The 17,284-nt window shown below is 70.8% G+C and carries 11 protein-coding genes; 2 read left to right on the top strand and 9 right to left on the bottom strand.

What is annotated here, in order from left to right:
• Nucleotides 1-2: 2 nt before the first annotated feature.
• The 3 genes from G3I78_RS18400 to G3I78_RS18410 all read right to left on the bottom strand — a co-directional run bounded on the left by G3I78_RS18400 (nt 3) and on the right by G3I78_RS18410 (nt 5,225).
• Entirely contained in the window at nt 3-1,847 is a 1,845-nt protein-coding gene (locus tag G3I78_RS18400; RefSeq protein WP_164425781.1) for an HSP90 family protein, read from the bottom strand.
• 43 nt (nt 1,848-1,890) lie between these two features.
• On the bottom strand, nt 1,891-2,877 hold the full coding sequence (locus tag G3I78_RS18405; RefSeq protein ID WP_164425783.1) for a hypothetical protein: 987 nt from the start codon (nt 2,875-2,877) through the stop codon (nt 1,891-1,893).
• Nucleotides 2,878-3,092: 215 nt separating this feature from the next.
• Nucleotides 3,093-5,225 (bottom strand): glycoside hydrolase family 36 protein, encoded by a 2,133-nt coding sequence (locus G3I78_RS18410; RefSeq protein ID WP_164426275.1) that lies wholly within the window; start codon nt 5,223-5,225, stop codon nt 3,093-3,095.
• Between the two features lie 162 nt (nt 5,226-5,387).
• On the opposite strand from G3I78_RS18410, the gene purU reads away from it, so the two are divergent.
• Both purU and G3I78_RS18420 read left to right on the top strand, forming a co-directional pair.
• A complete protein-coding gene (gene purU, locus G3I78_RS18415) occupies nt 5,388-6,260 on the top strand; it encodes a formyltetrahydrofolate deformylase (protein WP_164425785.1) in 873 nt (290 codons plus the stop codon).
• 32 nt (nt 6,261-6,292) lie between these two features.
• Nucleotides 6,293-7,084: an IclR family transcriptional regulator gene (locus G3I78_RS18420; protein ID WP_164425788.1), complete on the top strand. Its 792-nt coding sequence runs from the start codon at nt 6,293-6,295 to the stop codon at nt 7,082-7,084.
• Between the two features lie 48 nt (nt 7,085-7,132).
• On the opposite strand, the gene G3I78_RS18425 is transcribed toward G3I78_RS18420, so the two are convergent.
• From G3I78_RS18425 to betA, 6 genes are all read right to left on the bottom strand, one after another.
• Entirely contained in the window at nt 7,133-9,571 is a 2,439-nt protein-coding gene (locus tag G3I78_RS18425; RefSeq protein WP_164425790.1) for an FAD-dependent oxidoreductase, read from the bottom strand.
• A gap of 193 nt (nt 9,572-9,764) precedes the next feature.
• Nucleotides 9,765-10,730 (bottom strand): ABC transporter substrate-binding protein, encoded by a 966-nt coding sequence (locus G3I78_RS18430; protein ID WP_164425792.1) that lies wholly within the window; start codon nt 10,728-10,730, stop codon nt 9,765-9,767.
• A gap of 13 nt (nt 10,731-10,743) precedes the next feature.
• Nucleotides 10,744-12,744, bottom strand: coding sequence for an ABC transporter permease subunit (locus G3I78_RS18435; RefSeq protein ID WP_164425794.1), 2,001 nt, complete (start codon nt 12,742-12,744; stop codon nt 10,744-10,746).
• Entirely contained in the window at nt 12,741-13,838 is a 1,098-nt protein-coding gene (locus tag G3I78_RS18440; RefSeq protein ID WP_164425796.1) for a glycine betaine/L-proline ABC transporter ATP-binding protein, read from the bottom strand. Before G3I78_RS18440 ends, G3I78_RS18435 begins: the two co-directional genes overlap by 4 nt.
• 20 nt (nt 13,839-13,858) lie before the next feature.
• Nucleotides 13,859-15,328: an aldehyde dehydrogenase family protein gene (locus G3I78_RS18445; RefSeq protein ID WP_164425798.1), complete on the bottom strand. Its 1,470-nt coding sequence runs from the start codon at nt 15,326-15,328 to the stop codon at nt 13,859-13,861.
• Nucleotides 15,329-15,553: 225 nt separating this feature from the next.
• The gene (gene betA, locus G3I78_RS18450) at nt 15,554-17,227 is read right to left on the bottom strand and encodes a choline dehydrogenase (RefSeq protein WP_164425800.1); all 1,674 of its coding nucleotides are present in this window, start codon (nt 17,225-17,227) and stop codon (nt 15,554-15,556) included.
• Between the last annotated feature and the right edge of the window lie 57 nt (nt 17,228-17,284).

The raw sequence follows: 17,284 nt of genomic DNA on the forward strand, positions 1-17,284 counted from the left end.
CGTCAGCTGTCCTTGCGGAGGGCGTGGGCGAGAAGGTCGAGGAACGAGCGGTTGATGAGGCTCGACTCGGCGGGCCTGAGCGGACGCCGGGACAGCATCGCGGCCTGGCCGTAGAGGGCTTCGGCGCTGGTGCGGGCCAGCTCGGGTTCACCGATGGTGACGGCGGTGCGGACCAGCGGGTTGAGCTGGTTGAGGATCAGCTGGGCCCGGGGTGCCTCCTGGCGCAGGGCGCCGAGGATGTCGCCCCACAGGCCGCCCTCCTGCTCGCGGGCGAGCTGGGAGCGGGTGCGCTCGTGGCGGGCCTCGCGGCTGTCGACGAGGAGGGCGGGGGCGGACGCGGGCTGGAAGGTGCGCAGCGCGACATCGCACTCGAAGACGGCGAGGGCGTCGCGGGCCTGGGCGAGGTAGGCCGCGGCGGCCAGCTCCGTCTCCCGGTCGACGGGGTCGAGATGGGCGGTGAGGGTCGCCGGGTCGAGGTCGGCGACGGTGGCCTCGGGCCGGATCTCGGGCAGCCGGTGGACCAGTTCACGGTCGTAGGTGTAGCCGCCGTTGACGACACCGAGTCCCGCGGCCGAGGCGATGGCGGCGACCTGCCGGAACTCCTCCACGCTGGACGTGACGAGCACCGTGCGGTGGGTGCGCGCGAACTCGTCGAGGGTGCAGTGCCCGTCGGTGGTCTCGAACGGCAGCCAGGGCAGCAGCATCCGCAGGATCTCGTCGTCGTGCACGGCGAGGGACTTCACGGCCAGGTGGTGGGCCTGGAGGAAACGGCCGAGCAGTTCCGGGTCGCTGGCGGCGGCCCGGGCGATCCACGCGCGCAGCCGCTCGGCGAGGGCGTCGCGTACGGCGGCGAGGGTGTCGTCCTCGTACAGGGACTCGCGGGACGCCGTGGGGCGCAGGCTCTCGGCGTCGACGACACAGCGCACGAAGAACGCCCAGTCGGGCAGGATCTCCTCGGCCTGCTCGGACAGCAGCATGCCCTTGACGTGCACGCGGTGGCCGTGGCGGCGCCCGGCCGGCACCGTCTCGGGCAGCACGCACGCGATGCCCTTCAGGCCCACGGCGGGCAGGTCCAGCTCGATGGTGTCCAGCGGGGTGAACCCGAAGACCTCCTCGCCGTACCCGGCCAGTGCGCGGGAACGCGCTCCCGGTGTGGGGTACGTGCGCGCCCAGGGCGCGGGCTCGGGGTTGACGGGTGCGCCCGGGCCGCCGGTGCCGTCGTCGAAGGTCACCGGGTGGCGCAGCAGGGAGCCGAAGTGGCGGGCCAGCGCCTGTACTTGGACGGGGCTGGTCCACTCGCCCGCGTCGGCGCGGGGCGTCAGGGTGACGGTGGTGCCGGGCCGGGGGCGGGCGGAGGCGGGCAGGGTGCGGACGGTGTAGCTGCCGTCGCCGCGGCCCCGCCACTCCACGGTGGGTGCGTCGGGGGTGCGGGCGGAACGGCTGAGGACGTGGATCTCGTCCGCGACCAGGAAGCAGGAGAGCAGGCCGATGCCGAACTGGCCGATGAAGTCGGCCCGTTGCTCGGCGATCTTCTCGGCGCGCTTGCTGCTGCGGCCGATGGTGGCGAGGAAGGTGTGCACGTCGGCCTCGGTGAGTCCGACGCCGTCGTCCTCGACGCGTACGACCTTGCCGTCGGCGTGGACGCGGATGCCGAACCGCTGGGCGGCGGCCGGTTCGAGGGCGTGCCGGGCGGTCAGCGCGTCCACGGCGTTCTGGAGGAGTTCGCGCAGGTAGACGCGGGGGCTCGAATAGAGGTGGTGGGAGAGGAGGTCGACGAGGCCGCGCAGGTCCACCTGGAAGGTGCGGTCGGCGGTGGCCGGGCTCGAAGGGGTTTCGGGCAGAGTCATCGGGCAGTCCGTGGTGGTGGTCGAGGAGTGGTGGCGGGCGCGGTCAGGCGTTGCGCCGGGCGCGGGCGTACTTCTTTTCCGGCTCTGTCATGTACTTCCACGGCCACGATGTGTAGGCGCCTTCGAGCTCGTCGAAGACGCGGGGCAGCGCGATGCGCTCGGAGGCCAGCGACAGGGCCATGGCGAAGATGTTGAAGTCCTCCTGCCAGCCCGGGCGCCGTACGTAGTCGGGGTGCAGGATGCTGCGCTCGGCGGCCTCCAGGAGTTCGTCCTGGGTGTCGGGGGTGACGAGGCAGTTCTTGTCGTCGGACTCCACCCATTCCTCGATGTGCGCCATGGCGATCACACAGCCGAGCCGGTGTCCGTCGGGTGCGCCCGCGTAGGCCTCGCGGGCGAACGCCAGCGCCTGTCCGGCCTCGCCGCTCCATCGGGGCTGGAGCTGCGACACCCACTCGATGTGGGTCGCCAGGTCCAGCGGGTCGCGGCGCAGGGCGGCGTCGCGCCGGGTCTCGTTGACCGCGGGGCCCAGCGACATGCCGCGTCCCGAGGTGAGGAGGCGGCGCCACGGGGTGACCCAGTCAGGCCGCAGCTCGGCGGCTTCGAGCAGCTGCTCCTCGGCGATCTCCAGCCGCTCGTAGAAGATCTGCCACTGCTCGCGCGTGACGTGCACGGCCCGCGCGGCGGTACGCGCCTCCCAGCCCCAGTTGATGTGGCGGGCCCCCGATATCAGCAGGGCCGTCGCCCGGTGCTCCTTGTCCTCCTCGACGGCCCGGCCGATCCAGTCCTGCACGCCGTCCAGTTCCGCCACTTCGCCCAGGACATGGTGGTCGCGGCCGAGGTCGAAGGGCGCGAGCGCCTCCTTCACCCCGTCCCAGTCACCGGCGTCGGCGGCCTCCACCAGCGCCAGCACCCGCGCGTCCCCCAGCGCGCGCAGCTTGTACATGCCGTTCTTCTGCCTGCGCGAGGCCGGAAGCGCGTGCGGATCCACCGCGGATCTCTCCGCGCCCCTCCCGAACAGCTTGCCCAACATGCAGCGCCCTCCCCTGGTCCCGCGTGATCTTTCGGTGCAGCATAAGCGGCGGCACTGACAGGGCTTCCACTGGGTTTTCACCGGTGCTTCACCGGCCGGGGATCCCCTGACCGGCGGCGGAACCAGGGCATCGGGTTCCGCCGGTTCTCGACGGCGAGGGCACACGCAGCCGGCTCAACGGCCCCCTACGGCCGACCTGATCCGCCGCACGGCCCCTAGCCCTGGCTCAACCTCACCAACACCGCCGTGTCGGCGCGCGGCAGCGTCACCGTGAGCACCCCGCTCTCCGCATCCCACTCGACCCCGGCACCAGCATCCACGGGCTGCAACACCTCGGCACGTGCCCGCACACCGCGCAGATGAGGAAGCGGCAGGGCACGGCTGGCCGGTGCGTCAGGGCGTTCCCGTCGCCAGACCGCGACATACGTGGCTTCGCGTCCCCGCAGGCCGTGTGCGATCCAGGCGTCCTCCCAGCCCGGCAGGCCCAGCGGCCAGATGGGGTGTGATGCGGGGATCTGGGGGCGGATGGACTTGTAGACGTCGATCGCCGAGCGGACGAGGGTGAACTGGTCGTCGGTCATGCGGTCGAGGAAGCCGGAGAGGTGGATTCGGCCCAGGAGGGCGCCGGTGAGGGTGAAGGCGATCTCGTCGGGGGTGTGGTGGGGCTGGGGGTAGGCCCAGACCGCGGCCTGTTCGGGGGCCACGGCGGTGGCGGCGGAGGCGGCGATGGGCGGGTAGCGCAGGGGGTCCTGCTGGTCGCTGGTGGACTGGAGCTGGGTTAGGGCGAGTTGGGCGTAGTCCATGCGCAGGCCGCCGGAGCCGCAGTTCTCCAGGACCAGGCCGGGGTGGCGGTCCAGGAGGCCGGACATCCAGTCGAGGTGGGCGCGGTGGTGGCCGAGGAGTCCGGCGCCGGGGCTCTCGGGGCCGTTCTCCGTGCCGGGGCCGGAGTTGATGTTGTAGTCGAGTTTGAGGTACCCGACGCCCCACTCGCCGACCAGCCGGTCCACGACCGCGTCGAGGTGGGCCCGGGCGGCGGGGTGGCGCAGGTCCAGGTGGTGCCGCCCGTGTTCCGTCACACGGACACCACCGCGCCGGAAGAACGCCTCGGGGGGCAGGGTCCTCGCCAACGGGCTGCGCACGCCCACGACTTCGGGCTCCAGCCACAGCCCCGGCACCATGCCCCGGTCCCGGATCGCGTCCAGCACCTCCTGGATGCCGCCGGGGAAGCGCCCCCGGGCGGGCTCCCAGGCGCCGACCGCGTCCCACCAGCCCTGGGCGTCGTCGTCGTACCAGCCGGCGTCGATGACGAAGACCTCGGCACCGGCCCGCCCGGCCGCCTCGACGAGCGGGAGGAGTTTCCCGGTGGTCGGGTCGCCCATGAGGGTGTTCATGTAGTCGTTGTAGATCACCGGGAGGGCGCGGTGGTCGGGGTGGCTCCGGCGGAACAGCCTGCGGTGGTCGGTGAGTTCACCGAAAGCGGCATCGAGACCACCGGCCCCGGTCCGGACGAGGACAGCGGGGACCGTGTGGAACTCCTCGCCCGGCGCGAGGGTGTGGTGCCACTGGTGGTGGGCGTCGTCCGGGCCGAACAGGGCGACGTACGCGGCGCCTTCGCGTTCACCGGTCTCGAAACGCCACCCGGCGCTGGACTCGATCTGCCACAGCCAGCTGCGGCCGGAACGGTCGGTGAGCGCGCCCATCGGCAGATGGCGCCCCGTCGACCAACTCCCTTGCGAGCAGCGCTCGAAGCAGCCGCGACCGTCACGGCCGTGGGCCGACCGGCTCAGCGAGACCAGCTGGTCGCGGAAGGGGGCGGCGTGCCAACGGCACTCGGCGAGCCAGTCGTTGTCCGCCCAGTGCAGGGTCAGTCCGTCGAGGCCGTCCCCGGCGTCGGTGATGCCGCCGAGGGTCAGGCTGGACACGCTCTCCAGCCGGAGCGGTGCGGTGCCCTCGTTGACCAGGCGGACCCGTGAGCGCAGGAAGCGGGCTCCCGGAGCCGTCTCCAGGTGCACCTCGGCGACCAGGCCGGTCTCGGCGTCGGCCAGCCGGATCGTCGTACGCTCGCGACCGCCCTCCCGGACCGACTCGTGGTCGCGACAGGTCAGACGGTCGCCGATGGCGGTCTCGATGAAGCGCTCCCCCGACCACAGGCGTCCGTGCCCGGTGGCGGTGACCTCGACCAGCGGGACCAATGCCGCCCGTTCCTGACCGGGCACCCCCAGCCGGACCCGGCCCGCGCTGTCCCGGACGGCCTCAAGGCCGAGCTCCGGGTGGGACCAGAGACGGGTGCTCCCGGTTTCCGGGACGGCAGCGGTCAACGTGTTCTCCTTTTCCGTGACACCGACCATGTGACCGCTCACAATCCTGGCACGCATGTGACCGGTCACACAAGGCCGGGCGACGGCACCGCACCCGAGCCGGGGCGAACCCTTGACCGCGGGCGGCCCGAGCCGAGACCATGTTGCGTATCAGTCATGCAGTTGCGTATTACGCACACTCGGGAGGACTCAGTGGCTCTTCGACCGCACCCCGACCGGGAGTTCGTACTGACCCTCTCGTGCCCCGACCGGTCCGGGCTCGTGCATGCCGTCACCGGCTTCCTCGTCCGGCACTCCGGGAACATCCAGGAGAGCCAGCAGTTCGACGACGGGCTCCAGGACCGCTTCTTCATGCGCGTGCACTTCGACGTCTCGGACCCGGCCACCTCCCTGGAGGACCTGCGCTCCGGCTTCGCGCCGGTCGCGGAGGCGTACCGGATCAGCTGGCAGCTGAACAACGCGTCGACCCCGACCCGCACCCTGATCATGGTGTCGAAGTTCGGCCACTGCCTGAACGACCTCCTGTTCCGCCAGCGCACCGGCGCGCTCCCCATCGAGGTGCCGGCGATCGTCTCCAACCACCGGGACTTCGCCCCGCTCGCCGAGAGCTACGGCATCCCCTTCCACCATGTGCCGGTGACCCCGGAGACGAAGCCCGAGGCGGAGGCGCGACTGCTCGAACTCGTCGACGCGCTCGACGTCGACCTCGTGGTCCTCGCCCGCTACATGCAGATCCTCTCGAACGACCTGTGCAAGCAGCTCGAAGGCCGGGCGATCAACATCCACCATTCGTTCCTGCCGAGCTTCAAGGGCGCGCGGCCCTACGTGCAGGCGCACGAGCGCGGGGTCAAGCTCGTCGGGGCCACGGCCCACTACGTCACCCCGGACCTCGACGAGGGGCCCATCATCGAGCAGGACGTGATCCGCGTGAACCACGCCCAGAGCCCCGAGAGCCTGGTCACCCTCGGACGTGACGTCGAGGCACAGGTGCTGGCCCGGGCCGTGGAATGGCACAGCCAGAGCCGGGTGATGATCAACGGCCGTCGCACGGTCGTCTTCCGCTGACCACTGTTGACCTGTTCGCATAAGGTTCCGCCATGAACAGCTACGGCACCGAGTCCGCGGGGGCGTCCGGGGGCGGTGTGCAGTCCGTCGACCGGGCCGTCACCGTGCTGGAGATCCTGGCCCAGCGCGGCGAGGCGGGCGTCAGTGAAGTGGCCGAGGCGATCGACGTCCACAAGTCCACCGCGTTCCGGCTGCTCGGCGCCCTGGAGGCGCACGGGATGGTGGAGCAGGAGGGCGAGCGCGGCAAGTACCGCCTCGGCTTCGGGATCGTCCGCCTCGCCGGAGCGGTCACCGGACGCATAGACGTCACCAAGCACGGCCGCGGGATCTGCGAGCGGCTCGCCGAGCAGTTGGGCGAGACGATGAACATCGCGGTCCTCGAATCCCATCACGTGATCAACCTCGACCAGGTGCGCGGGCGTTCCTCGATCACCGCGCAGAACTGGGTCGGGCGGCTCACGCCGATGCACTGCACGTCGAGCGGCAAGGTGCTGCTGTCCCACCTCGACGCCGGGCGCCGGGACGCACTCGTCACCGCGAGCGGGCTCGACCGTTTCACGCCCCGGACCGTGACCTCCCGCGAGGAGCTGGAGGCGGAGTTGGTCACGGTGCGGGAGCAGGGGTACGCGATGACGGTCGAGGAGTACGAGGAGGGGCTCAACGCGATGGCCGCGCCCGTGCGTTCGCGGGACGGGGAGACCGTCGCGGCGCTCACCGTGTCGGGGCCCGCGTTTCGGCTCACCTCGGAGCGGATGCGGGAGATCGCGTCGGTGGTGGTCTCGGCCGCGGATGAATTGAGCCGCAAGTTGGGGTACTTGGGCTGACTTTCATCCGCGGGTCCGTCGTGGCTTGTCGCGTCGTTCCCCGCGCCTTCAGCCCCGTAGGCGTGTCATCTTCGGGTCGAACAGGGGCTCTTCCGCCACGACCGCCTCGATGCGCTCGTCGAAGTAGCCGATGTGGACCACCTTGCCGGGCTCGCTCAGTTCGGCCGGCAGCCAGGCGTACGCGATTCCCTTGCCGACCGTGTAGCCGTACGCCGCGCTCGTGACGTAGCCGACGGGGTTCGGGCCGTCGTAGACCGGCTCCTTGCCCATGACCACGGAGCGGGGGTCGTCGATGGTCAGGCAGGTGAGGCGGCGGTGCACGGCGGTGCTGCGGCGTTCCAGGGCCGCCTTGCCGGTGAAGTCCTCCTTGTCGGGCCGGACAGCGAAGGCGACGCCGGCCTCGTACGGGTCGTGCTCATAGGTCATGTCGGTGCCGAAGGAGCGGTAACCCTTCTCCAGGCGGAGGCTGTTGAAGGCGCCGCGGCCGGCCGCGATGCCGCCGAGGGGGCGGGCCGCCTGCCAGAGGGTGTCCCAGAGCTTCTGGCCGAGGTCGGCGGTGGTGTACAGCTCCCAGCCCAGTTCGCCGACGTAGGACAGGCGCATGGCGGTGACCGGGACGGAGCCGATGTAGGCGTGTTTGGCGCGGAAGTACTTGAGGCCGGTCGCCGAGAAGTCCGCGTCGGTGAGCGGCTGGAGGACGTCACGGGCGAGCGGTCCCCACAGGCCGATGCAGCAGGTGCCGGCGGTGATGTCGCGGGCCTGGACGGTGCCGTCGGCGGGGAGGTGGCGGGTGAACCAGTCGAGGTCGAGGTTGCCGTTGACGCCGATCTGGAAGAGGTCGGGGGCGAGCCGGGCGACGGTGACGTCGCTGCGGATGCCGCCGTCGTGGTCGAGCAGCAGGGTGTACGTCACCGAGCCGACGGACTTGGCGACCTTGCCGGTGCACAGCCGCTCCAGGAAGTCGGCCGCGCCGCGTCCGCTCACCTCCAGGCGCTTGAGGGCCGTCATGTCGTACATCGCGACGGTCTCGCGGGTGACCTGGGCCTCGGCGGCGACGATCGGCGACCAGTACCGGGCGGCCCAGTCGTTGGGGGTGACGATCGAACGGCCTTCCACGAGGCCCGCGTTGGCCTCGTACCACTGCGGGCGCTCCCAGCCGTTCGCCTCCAGGAAGAAGGCGCCCAGCTCCTGTTGGCGGGTGTGGAAGGGGCTCGTGCGGATGGGGCGGGGGTCGCCGGAGGGCTGGAGGGGGTGGAGGATGTCGTAGACCTCGGCGAAGTTCCGGCAGTCGCGGGCCAGGACGTACTCCGGGGCGAGCTGGTGCGGTTCGAAGCGGTTGACGTCGCACTCGTGGAGGTCGAAGGACGAGCAGTGCCCGTCGACCAGCCACTCGGCGACGGCCCGGCCGACGCCCGCGGAGTGGGTGACCCAGACGGCCTCGGCGACCCAGAAGCCCTTGACGTCCGGGGACTCGCCGAGGAGGGGCAGGCCGTCGGTGGTGAAGGAGAACAGGCCGTTGATGCCCTCGTCGATCTCGGCGGCGCGGGTGGCGGGGAGCAGGGAGCGGGTCTCGGTCCAGGCGTCCGCGAAGTCGTCCTCGGTGAACTTCAGGACGGACGGCATCGGCTCGGCCTCGTCGAAGGAGAGGATCTCGTCGGCGGTGACCGGCATGGGGCGGTGGCCGTAGTAGCCGATGCCGAGGGTGTCGTAGCGGTCGCGGTAGTAGAGGTCGGCGTCCTGGTGGCGCAGGATCGGGCGGACCGCCTCCTCGGTCTGGCCCGCGAGCTCGGGGACCGGGCCGGTCCAGGCGAGCTGGTGGGCGAGCGGGGTCAGCGGGAGGTTCATGCCGACCATGCGGGCGATCCGGGGGCCCCAGATGCCGGCGCAGCAGACGACGATGTCGGCCTCCAGGTCGCCGTGGTCGGTGACGACGCCGGTGACCTCGCCGTCGGCCTGGCGGATGTCCAGGACCTCGTGGCGGGCCAGGAACGTCACCCCGCGCTCGGTGGCCCGGCGGATCTGCGCCTCGACGGCGAGGACGGCCTTGGCGAGGCCGTCGGTCGGGATGTGGAGGCCGGCGAGGACCCGGTCGCGGTTGACCAGGGGGTGCCGCTCGACGCACTCGTCGGCGGTGAGGATCCGCGAGTCGATGCCCCAGGAGGTGAGCCAGCCGTGCCGGCGGTGCAGCTCGGCGACGCGCTCGGGGGTGGTCGCCACCTCCAGGCCGCCGACCTGGAGGAAGCAGGGCTGTCCGTCGACGTCGAGGGAGCAGAGCTTCTCGACGGTGTAGCGGGCCAGCTCGGTCATGGTCTTGGAGGGGTTGGCCTGGAAGACCAGGCCCGGGGCGTGCGACGACGAGCCCCCGGTGGCGGGCAGCGGGCCCTGGTCGACGACGGTCACCTCGGTCCAGCCGCGCGCGGAGATCTCGTCGGCGAGTGCCGCCCCGACGACGCCCGCTCCGATGATGACCACTCGGGGTCCCGCCATCGCCGCACCTCCGGTTAAGTTGCTTTGTGCGCAACACGATTCAGGCTGCGCAACTCAATGTGCCTGCCGTGCGGAGGGGTGTCAAGAGCCCCCGTGACGTCGGGGAACGGCGTCCACGAGGGCCCGGAGAACGGCAGGGCCCGGTGGGCGGCACGCACCCTCGCGCGCCGCCCACCGGGCCCTGCCGACCGACCTACTTGATCCAGGCGTCGACCTTCGCCCGGTTCGCGTCGACCCACTTCTTGGCCGCCGCGTCCGGCGTCATCTTGTCCACCGCGATGTACTTGGCCACGGTGTTCTGGTCGTCGTTGGTCCAGTTGAACTTCTTCACCAGGTCGTAGGCGGGACTGCCCGACTTGGCGAACTTGGCGCTGACTATCTTGTCGAGGTCGTAGACCGGGTAGTCGCAGGCGACCTTGGCCGGATCGGCGTCGCAGCCGGTCTTGTAGGCGGGCAGGTCGACCTTGACCAGCGGCACCTCGGAGAGGAACCACTGCGGCTCGTAGAAGTAGCCGATCACCCATTCCTTGTTCTTCTCGGCGTTGCGGTACGCCTGGATGAGCGCGGTCTCGCTGCCCGCGTACACCACCTTGAAGTCCAGCTTCAGGTTCTTGACCAGCGCCTCGTCGTTGGTGACGTACGACGGGTCGCCGTCGAGGAGCTGGCCCTTGCCGCCGGACTCCGAGGTCTTGAACTGCGCGGCGTACTTGTCGAGGTTCTTCCAGTCGGTGATGTCGGGGTGGGCCTTGGCCAGCCACGGCGGCACGTACCAGCCGATGATGCCCTTGTTGCCGGTCGAGCCGGCCTCCACGGCGGTCTTCTGCTCGGTGATGTACTTCTTCTTCAGATCGTCGTGACCCCAGTTCTCCAGGACGGCGTCGACCTCGCCGGTCCCGAAGCCCTGCCAGGCGATCTCCTCCTTGAGGTCCTTCTTGGTGACCTTGCAGCCGAGGTCCTTCTCGGCGACGTACGCGACCACCGCGGCGTCCGCCTCGTAGCCCACCCAGGGGTTGACCGCGAGGTTGAAGGTGCCGCACTTGCCCGGACTGCCCGAGTCACCGGCGTCCGAGGAGTCGCCGACCTTGGCGCCGCCGCAGGCCGTGAGGGTGAGACCGAGGACCGCGATGCCGGCTGCTGCGGCCCGCCAGTGTCTTGCCATCGTGTCGTGCTCCTTAAGCGCTGGTGCGGCGAGCCGCTGCCTGAGTGATCCGGTCGAACATGACGCCGAGCAGGACGATGGCGAGCCCGGCCGCCAGCCCCTTGCCGTACAGCTGTCCCTGCGAGAACCCGGCGACGACGTCGTAGCCGAGGGCGCCCGCGCCCACCAGGCCGCCCACGACGACCATCGACAGCACGTAGATCAGACCCTGGTTGGTGGCGAGCGTCAACGCCCCGCGGGACATGGGCAGTTGGACCTTGGTGATGATCTGCCAGGTGTTGCAGCCGGTCGAGGTGGCCGCCTCGACGGTGGTCGCGGGTACGGCTCGTACCCCGTCCGCGATGATCTTGATGGCGACCGGGGCCGCGTACACCACGGCGGCGACGATGGCGGTGAACCGGGTCGCCCCGAACAGTGCGAGGAACGGCACGAGATAGACGAACGGCGGCATGACCTGGGCCGCGTCCAGGGTCGGCCGCAGCACCCGGTCCACGAGCGCGCTCCGGCCCATCCAGACGCCGAACACCACCCCGAGCAGCATCACCAGCACGGTCGCCACGGCGGTCGAGGCGAGTGTCGTCATGGCATCCGACCACAGGCCGGTGCCGACCAGCAGGCCCACGCAGACGGCGGTGGTGAGACCGGCCCGCCGACCGCCGAGCACCGTGCCGACGCCGATCAGGGCGGCGCCGACGAGCCACCACGGGGAGTCGGTGAGCAGGGTCTGGAACGGGTTGAGCAGTCCGTTGGTGACGATGTCGCGGAAGGCGTTGGTCAGGCCCGACAGGTTGTCCTGCACCCAGCCGGTCACGTCGTCCGCGGCCTGGGCGATGTTGCTTCCGGTGCCCCCGTCGCCGGGGAACTCGGCCGCCCATACATAGGTGTGCGAGAGATAGAGGAGGACGGCCGCCGCCACGACATCGCCGACGAGCAGCTGCCGCCGCCACTTGAGCAGCGGGCCGCCGGAGCGCCGGGCGGCCTCCGCGCGTCCGCTGGCCGCGGTGGTCACCCGGTCCAGGACGATCGCCATGACGACGATGGCGAGGCCCGCGTTGAAGGCCGTACCGACGTCGAGGGACTGGAGGGCCTGGACGACGGTCTTGCCCAGGCCGGGGGCGTCGATGAGGGCCGCGATGGTCACCATGGCCAGGGCGGCCATGATGGTCTGGTTGACGCCCATCACCACGGTCCGCTTCGACATCGGCAGCAGCACCTTGAGCAGGGACTGGCGGCGGGTGGCGCCCATGGAGACGGCCGCCTCGACCGTCGTACCGGGCACGGAGCGGATGGCGTGCGCGGTGATGCGGATCGCGGGCGGGGCGGCGTAGATGACGGTGGCGATGGTGGCGGAGGCGCCGCCGATGAGGAAGAACAGGGTCAGCGGGGCGAGATAGACGAAGGTCGGCATCGTCTGCATGAAGTCCAGGAAGGGCGTCATGATCCGGTGGAACCGGTCGGACAGCCCCGCCCACACGCCGAGCGGGATCGCGAACAGCAGCGCCACGAGGACCGCGGAGAGGGTCAGGGCGAGGGTGTCCATGGACTCCTGCCACAGGCCCTGGAGCCCGAAGAAGGTGAACCCGGCCACGGTCAGCAGCGCGACCCGCCAGTTGCCGACCGCCCAGGAGACGTACCCGGCGAGCCCGACCACGCCGAGCCAGCCGATCTGCGGGACCGGCCGGTCGCCGGACGGCTGCGAGATCAGGTCCTGGACGAAGGTCACCAGGTTGTCGATGACCAGCCGGATCTCGTTGAAGAAGTAGAGGAAGAGCGGGTTGGAGTTGCGGTCGGCGCCGATGGAGTCGTTGACGTCGTTGAGCCAGCGGTGCAGGTCGGTGAGGTCGGACGCGGCCAGCGACAGCGTCTGCCTGCCGCGCAGTACGGCGAAGAGGACCAGCCAGACGACCAGGATCGCGGCGACCACCATGGACCGGCTGATCCGGCGCACGGGGGCGGCGGGCGGGGGTGGCGCGGGCTGCCGTGTCGCCTCGGGTTTCTCGACGGCGACGGTCATCGTGTGTCGCCCTCCTGCCCGGCGACCACCGCGCGGATCTCCTCGTCCCCGACGATGCCGAGCAGCTTGCCGCCCTCGACGACCTTGACGGGCTTCTCGGCGGCGAGCACCGCCCGGGTCGCTTCCCGTACGACGACGTCGGGGCCCAACTCGGGGCCGTCCAGGGGGTCTTCGGGGGTCGCCGGGCGCATGATCCAGCGCAGGGTCAGGACGTCGCCGCGCGGCACGTCCTTCACGAAGTCGCGTACGTAGTCGTCGGCGGGGGCGCCCACCAGCTCGTCGCCGGTGCCGCACTGGACCGTCCTGCCGTCCCGCATGATGAGGATGCGGTCGCCGAGTTTGAGGGCCTCGGAGAGGTCGTGGGTGATGAACACCATGGTCTTGCCGACCTCGTGGTGCAGCCGGATGACCTCGCTCTGCATGTCCCGGCGGATCAGCGGGTCGAGCGCGGAGAACGGCTCGTCGAACAGGAGCACGTCCGGATCGCCGGCCAACGCCCTTGCCAGGCCCACGCGTTGCTGCATGCCGCCGGAGAGCTGGTCGGGGTAGGAGTTCTCGTAGCCGGCGAGGCCCACGAGTTCGACGACCTCCAGCGCCCGCCGGGTGCGCTCGGCCCTGCCCATGCCGCGGATCTCCAGCCCGAACGCCACGTTGTCGACGACGCGGCGGTGGGGCAGCAGACCGAAGTGCTGGAAGACCATGGAGAACTTGTTGCGGCGCAGTTCGCGCAGGCGCCGGTCGTCGGCCTCGCGGATGTCCTCGCCCTCGAACACGATCCGGCCCGCGGTGGGTTCGATCAGTCGGGTCAGACAGCGCACCAGAGTGGACTTGCCGGAGCCGGACAGCCCCATGACGACGAAGACCTCGCCGGGCGCGACCTCGAAGTCCACGTCGCGCACGGCGGCGGTGCAGCCGGTGCGGTCCATCAGCTCGCGGCGGCTGAGCCCGCACAGCTCCTCGGACTCGGGTACCTGGTCCGCCTTCGGCCCGAACACCTTCCACAGCCCGCGTACGGATATGACCGGTGCGGGGGCCGCGTCCTCGGGGGTGCCGCGCGTCGGCGGCGGCACCTCGGTCTGGGTGGTGGGGGTCATGGTCGACCTCTTCTCGGCGTTCAGCCGCGGAACCAGTGCTGCGGCCGGGGTTGGATGTTCTGCCAGATGTGCTTGGGCTCCCGGTACTCGGCCAGTCCGGCCGGTCCGAGTTCCCGGCCCACTCCGGAGTGGCCGAAGCCACCCCACTCGGCCTGCGGCACATAGGGGTGGTAGTCGTTGATCCACACCGTGCCGTGGCGCAGCCGCCTGGCGACCCGCTGGGCCTTGCCGGCGTCCTGGGTCCACACGGCCCCGGCGAGTCCGTACTCGGTGTCGTTGGCGATACGGACGGCGTCGTCCTCGTCGGTGAAGCGCTCGACGGTGAGCACGGGCCCGAAGGACTCCTCGTGCACCACCCGCATGTCCTGCCGGCATCCGTCGAGGACGGTGGGCGGGTAGTAGTGGCCGTTCGCCAGCGCCGGGTCGGTGGGGCGCTGGCCGCCGCAGCGCAGTACGGCGCCCTCGGCGAGGCCCGCGGCGACGTACGCCTCGACCTTCGCGAGGTGCTGGGCGGAGATCAGCGCACCGGTGTCGGCCTCGGGGTCGAAGGGGCCGCCGAGGCGGATCCGCCGGGCGCGCCGGACGACCTCGTCGACGAACCGGTCGTGCAGCGAGTCCTCGACGACGAGCCGGGCGCCGGCCGAGCAGACCTGTCCCGAGTGCAGGAAGACGGCGGTGAGCGCGAAGTCCACGGCCGTCTCGAAGTCCGCGTCGGCGAACACCACGTTGGGGTTCTTGCCGCCGAGTTCCAGCGCGACCTTCTTCACGCTCGCGGCGGCGGTGGCCATGATGCGCTTCCCGGTCTCCAGGCCGCCGGTGAAGGAGACCATGTCGACGTCCGGGTGCTCGGAGAGCGGCGCACCGGCCTCGGGACCGGCACCGAGGACGAGGTTGGCGGCCCCGGCCGGGAGCCCCGCCTCCTCCAGTGCCCGCATGAGCAGGACGGAGGTGGAGGGGGTCAGCTCGCTGGGTTTGAGGACGATGGTGTTGCCGGCGAGGAGGGCCGGGGCGACCTTCCAACTGGCTTGCAGCAGAGGGTAGTTCCAGGGGGTGATGAGTCCGCACACGCCGATGGGTTCGTACACCACCCGGCTGACGGCGTCGTCCCGGCCGGTGTCGATCGCGCGGCCCGCGTCGGTGCCGCCGAGCCCGCCGTAGTAGCGGAGGCAGGAGACGACGTCGGCGATGTCGTACTCGCTCTCCACCAGCCGCTTGCCGGTGTCGAGGGACTCGGCGCGGGCGAAGTCCTTGGCGTCGCGCTCGATCAGGTCGGCGGTGCGCAGCAGCAGGGCGCCGCGCTCGCGCTCGGGGGTGTGCGGCCAGGGTCCGGTGTCGAAGGCGCGACGGGCCGCGGTGATCGCCGCCTCGGTGTCGGGGCGGGTCGCCTCGGACACGGTCGCGGCGAGCGTGCCGTCGGCGGGACACCGGATCTCCCGGCGGCCACCGGCCACCGGCTCCCGCCATTCACCGTCCACATACAGGTCTGCCACGTCGGGAGCCCTTCGAGTGACGTTGCGCATGGCGCACCGCATTGCTTGTGGTGGAACACTTTGGAGAATGCGTGAACCCGCGTCAAGGGGTTGGGTGATGACGGTTCAGCCACACGGGCCGCCGCGCAAGGGCCATGGTCGGAAGCCGGACACGACGGGTTTCCGGTCCAAGCGGCGCCAGGAAAAATCAGCGTTACGCGAGGCCCCTGCGGCGGCCCGCGGCGCCTACCCCGACTGGGTCCGCGCGTCGCGGTGGCGGTAGTACGCGGCCTTGGAGGGCGGCAGCGGCTCCTTGCCGAGGATGAGGTCGGCGGCCTTCTCCGCGATCATCATCACCGGCGCGTAGATGTTGCCGTTGGTGACGTACGGCATCACCGACGCGTCGACGACCCGCAGCCCCTCCACGCCGTGCACGCGCATGCTGGTGGGGTCGACGACGGACAGCTCGTCGGTGCCCATCTTGCAGGTACAGGAGGGGTGCAGGGCGGTCTCACCGTCCTTGGCGACCCAGGCGAGGATCTCCTCGTCGCTCTCGACGGACGGCCCGGGTGAGATCTCGCCGCCGTTGTAGGGGGCGAGGGCGGGCTGGTTGAGCAGCTTGCGGGCGACCCGGATCGCCTCGACCCACTCCCGGCGGTCCTGTTCGGTGGAGAGGTAGTTGAAGCGCAGCGCCGGGTGTTCGCCGGGATCCCTGCTCTTGATCTTCACCGAGCCCAGCGCGTCGGAGTACATGGGCCCGACATGCACCTGGTAGCCGTGGCCGCCGGCGGGCACGGAGCCGTCGTAGCGGACCGCGACGGGCAGGAAGTGGAACATCAGGTTGGGGTAGTCCACGTCGTCGTTGCTGCGGGCGAAGCCGCCCGCCTCGAAGTGGTTGGTCGCGGCGGGGCCCTTGCGGAAGAGCCATTGCAGGCCGATGAAGGGGGCGCGCCACTTCGCCATGTACGGCTGCACGGAGACGGGTTGCGTGCACGCGTACTGGATGTACACCTCCAGGTGGTCCTGGAGGTTCTCGCCGACGCCGGGCAGGTCGTGGACGACGTCCACGCCGAGCGCGCGCAGTTCCTCGGCGTTGCCGACGCCCGAAAGCTGGAGCAGCTGCGGGGAGTTGACGGCGCCGCCGCACAGGATGACCTCCTTGGCGCGGACCTTCTGGAGCGCGCCGCGGCCGCGCCGGTACTCGACGCCGACGGCACGCTTGCCCTCGAACAGCACACGGGTGACGAGGGCGCGGGTCCGCACCGTGAGGTTGGGGCGCTTCCTGACCGGCTTGAGATAGGCCTTCGAGGCCGACAGACGGCGACCGCGGTGGACGTTGCGGTCGAACTTCGCGAAGCCCTCCTGCCGGTAGCCGTTGACGTCGTCGGTGGGCTCGTACCCGGCCTCCTCGGTGGCCTTCTGGAAGGCGGTGAAGAGCGGGTTGGTGGCGGGGCCGCGTTCGAGGACGAGGGGCCCGTCGTGGCCGCGGAACTCGTCGTCGGGGTCGGCCGCGAGACAGTTCTCCATGCGCCTGAAGTACGGCAGACAGTGCGCGTAGTCCCAGGTCTCCATGCCGGGATCGGCGGCCCAGCGCTCGTAGTCCATGGGGTTGCCGCGCTGGAAGATCATGCCGTTGATGCTGCTGGAGCCGCCGAGCACCTTGCCGCGGGCGTGGTAGACGCGCCGGCCGCCCATGTGGGGTTCGGGCTCGGACTCGTACTTCCAGTCGTAGAAGCGGCTGCCGATCGGGTAGGTCAGGGCCGCGGGCATGTGGATGAAGACGTCCCACGGGTAGTCGGGCCGGCCGGCCTCCAGGACCAGCACGCGGTGGCCCGGGTCGGCGGAGAGCCGGTTGGCCAGTGCGCTGCCGGCCGATCCACCACCGACGATGACGAAGTCGTACTGCTGCTGAGGAGCCATGGTGCCTCGTCTCGCTCGCGCCGTAGATACGCGCGGCATGCTAGTACGGGTATCGCT

It is taken from the genome of Streptomyces sp. SID13726 (genome assembly GCF_010548375.1).
Taxonomy (GTDB): domain Bacteria; phylum Actinomycetota; class Actinomycetes; order Streptomycetales; family Streptomycetaceae; genus Streptomyces.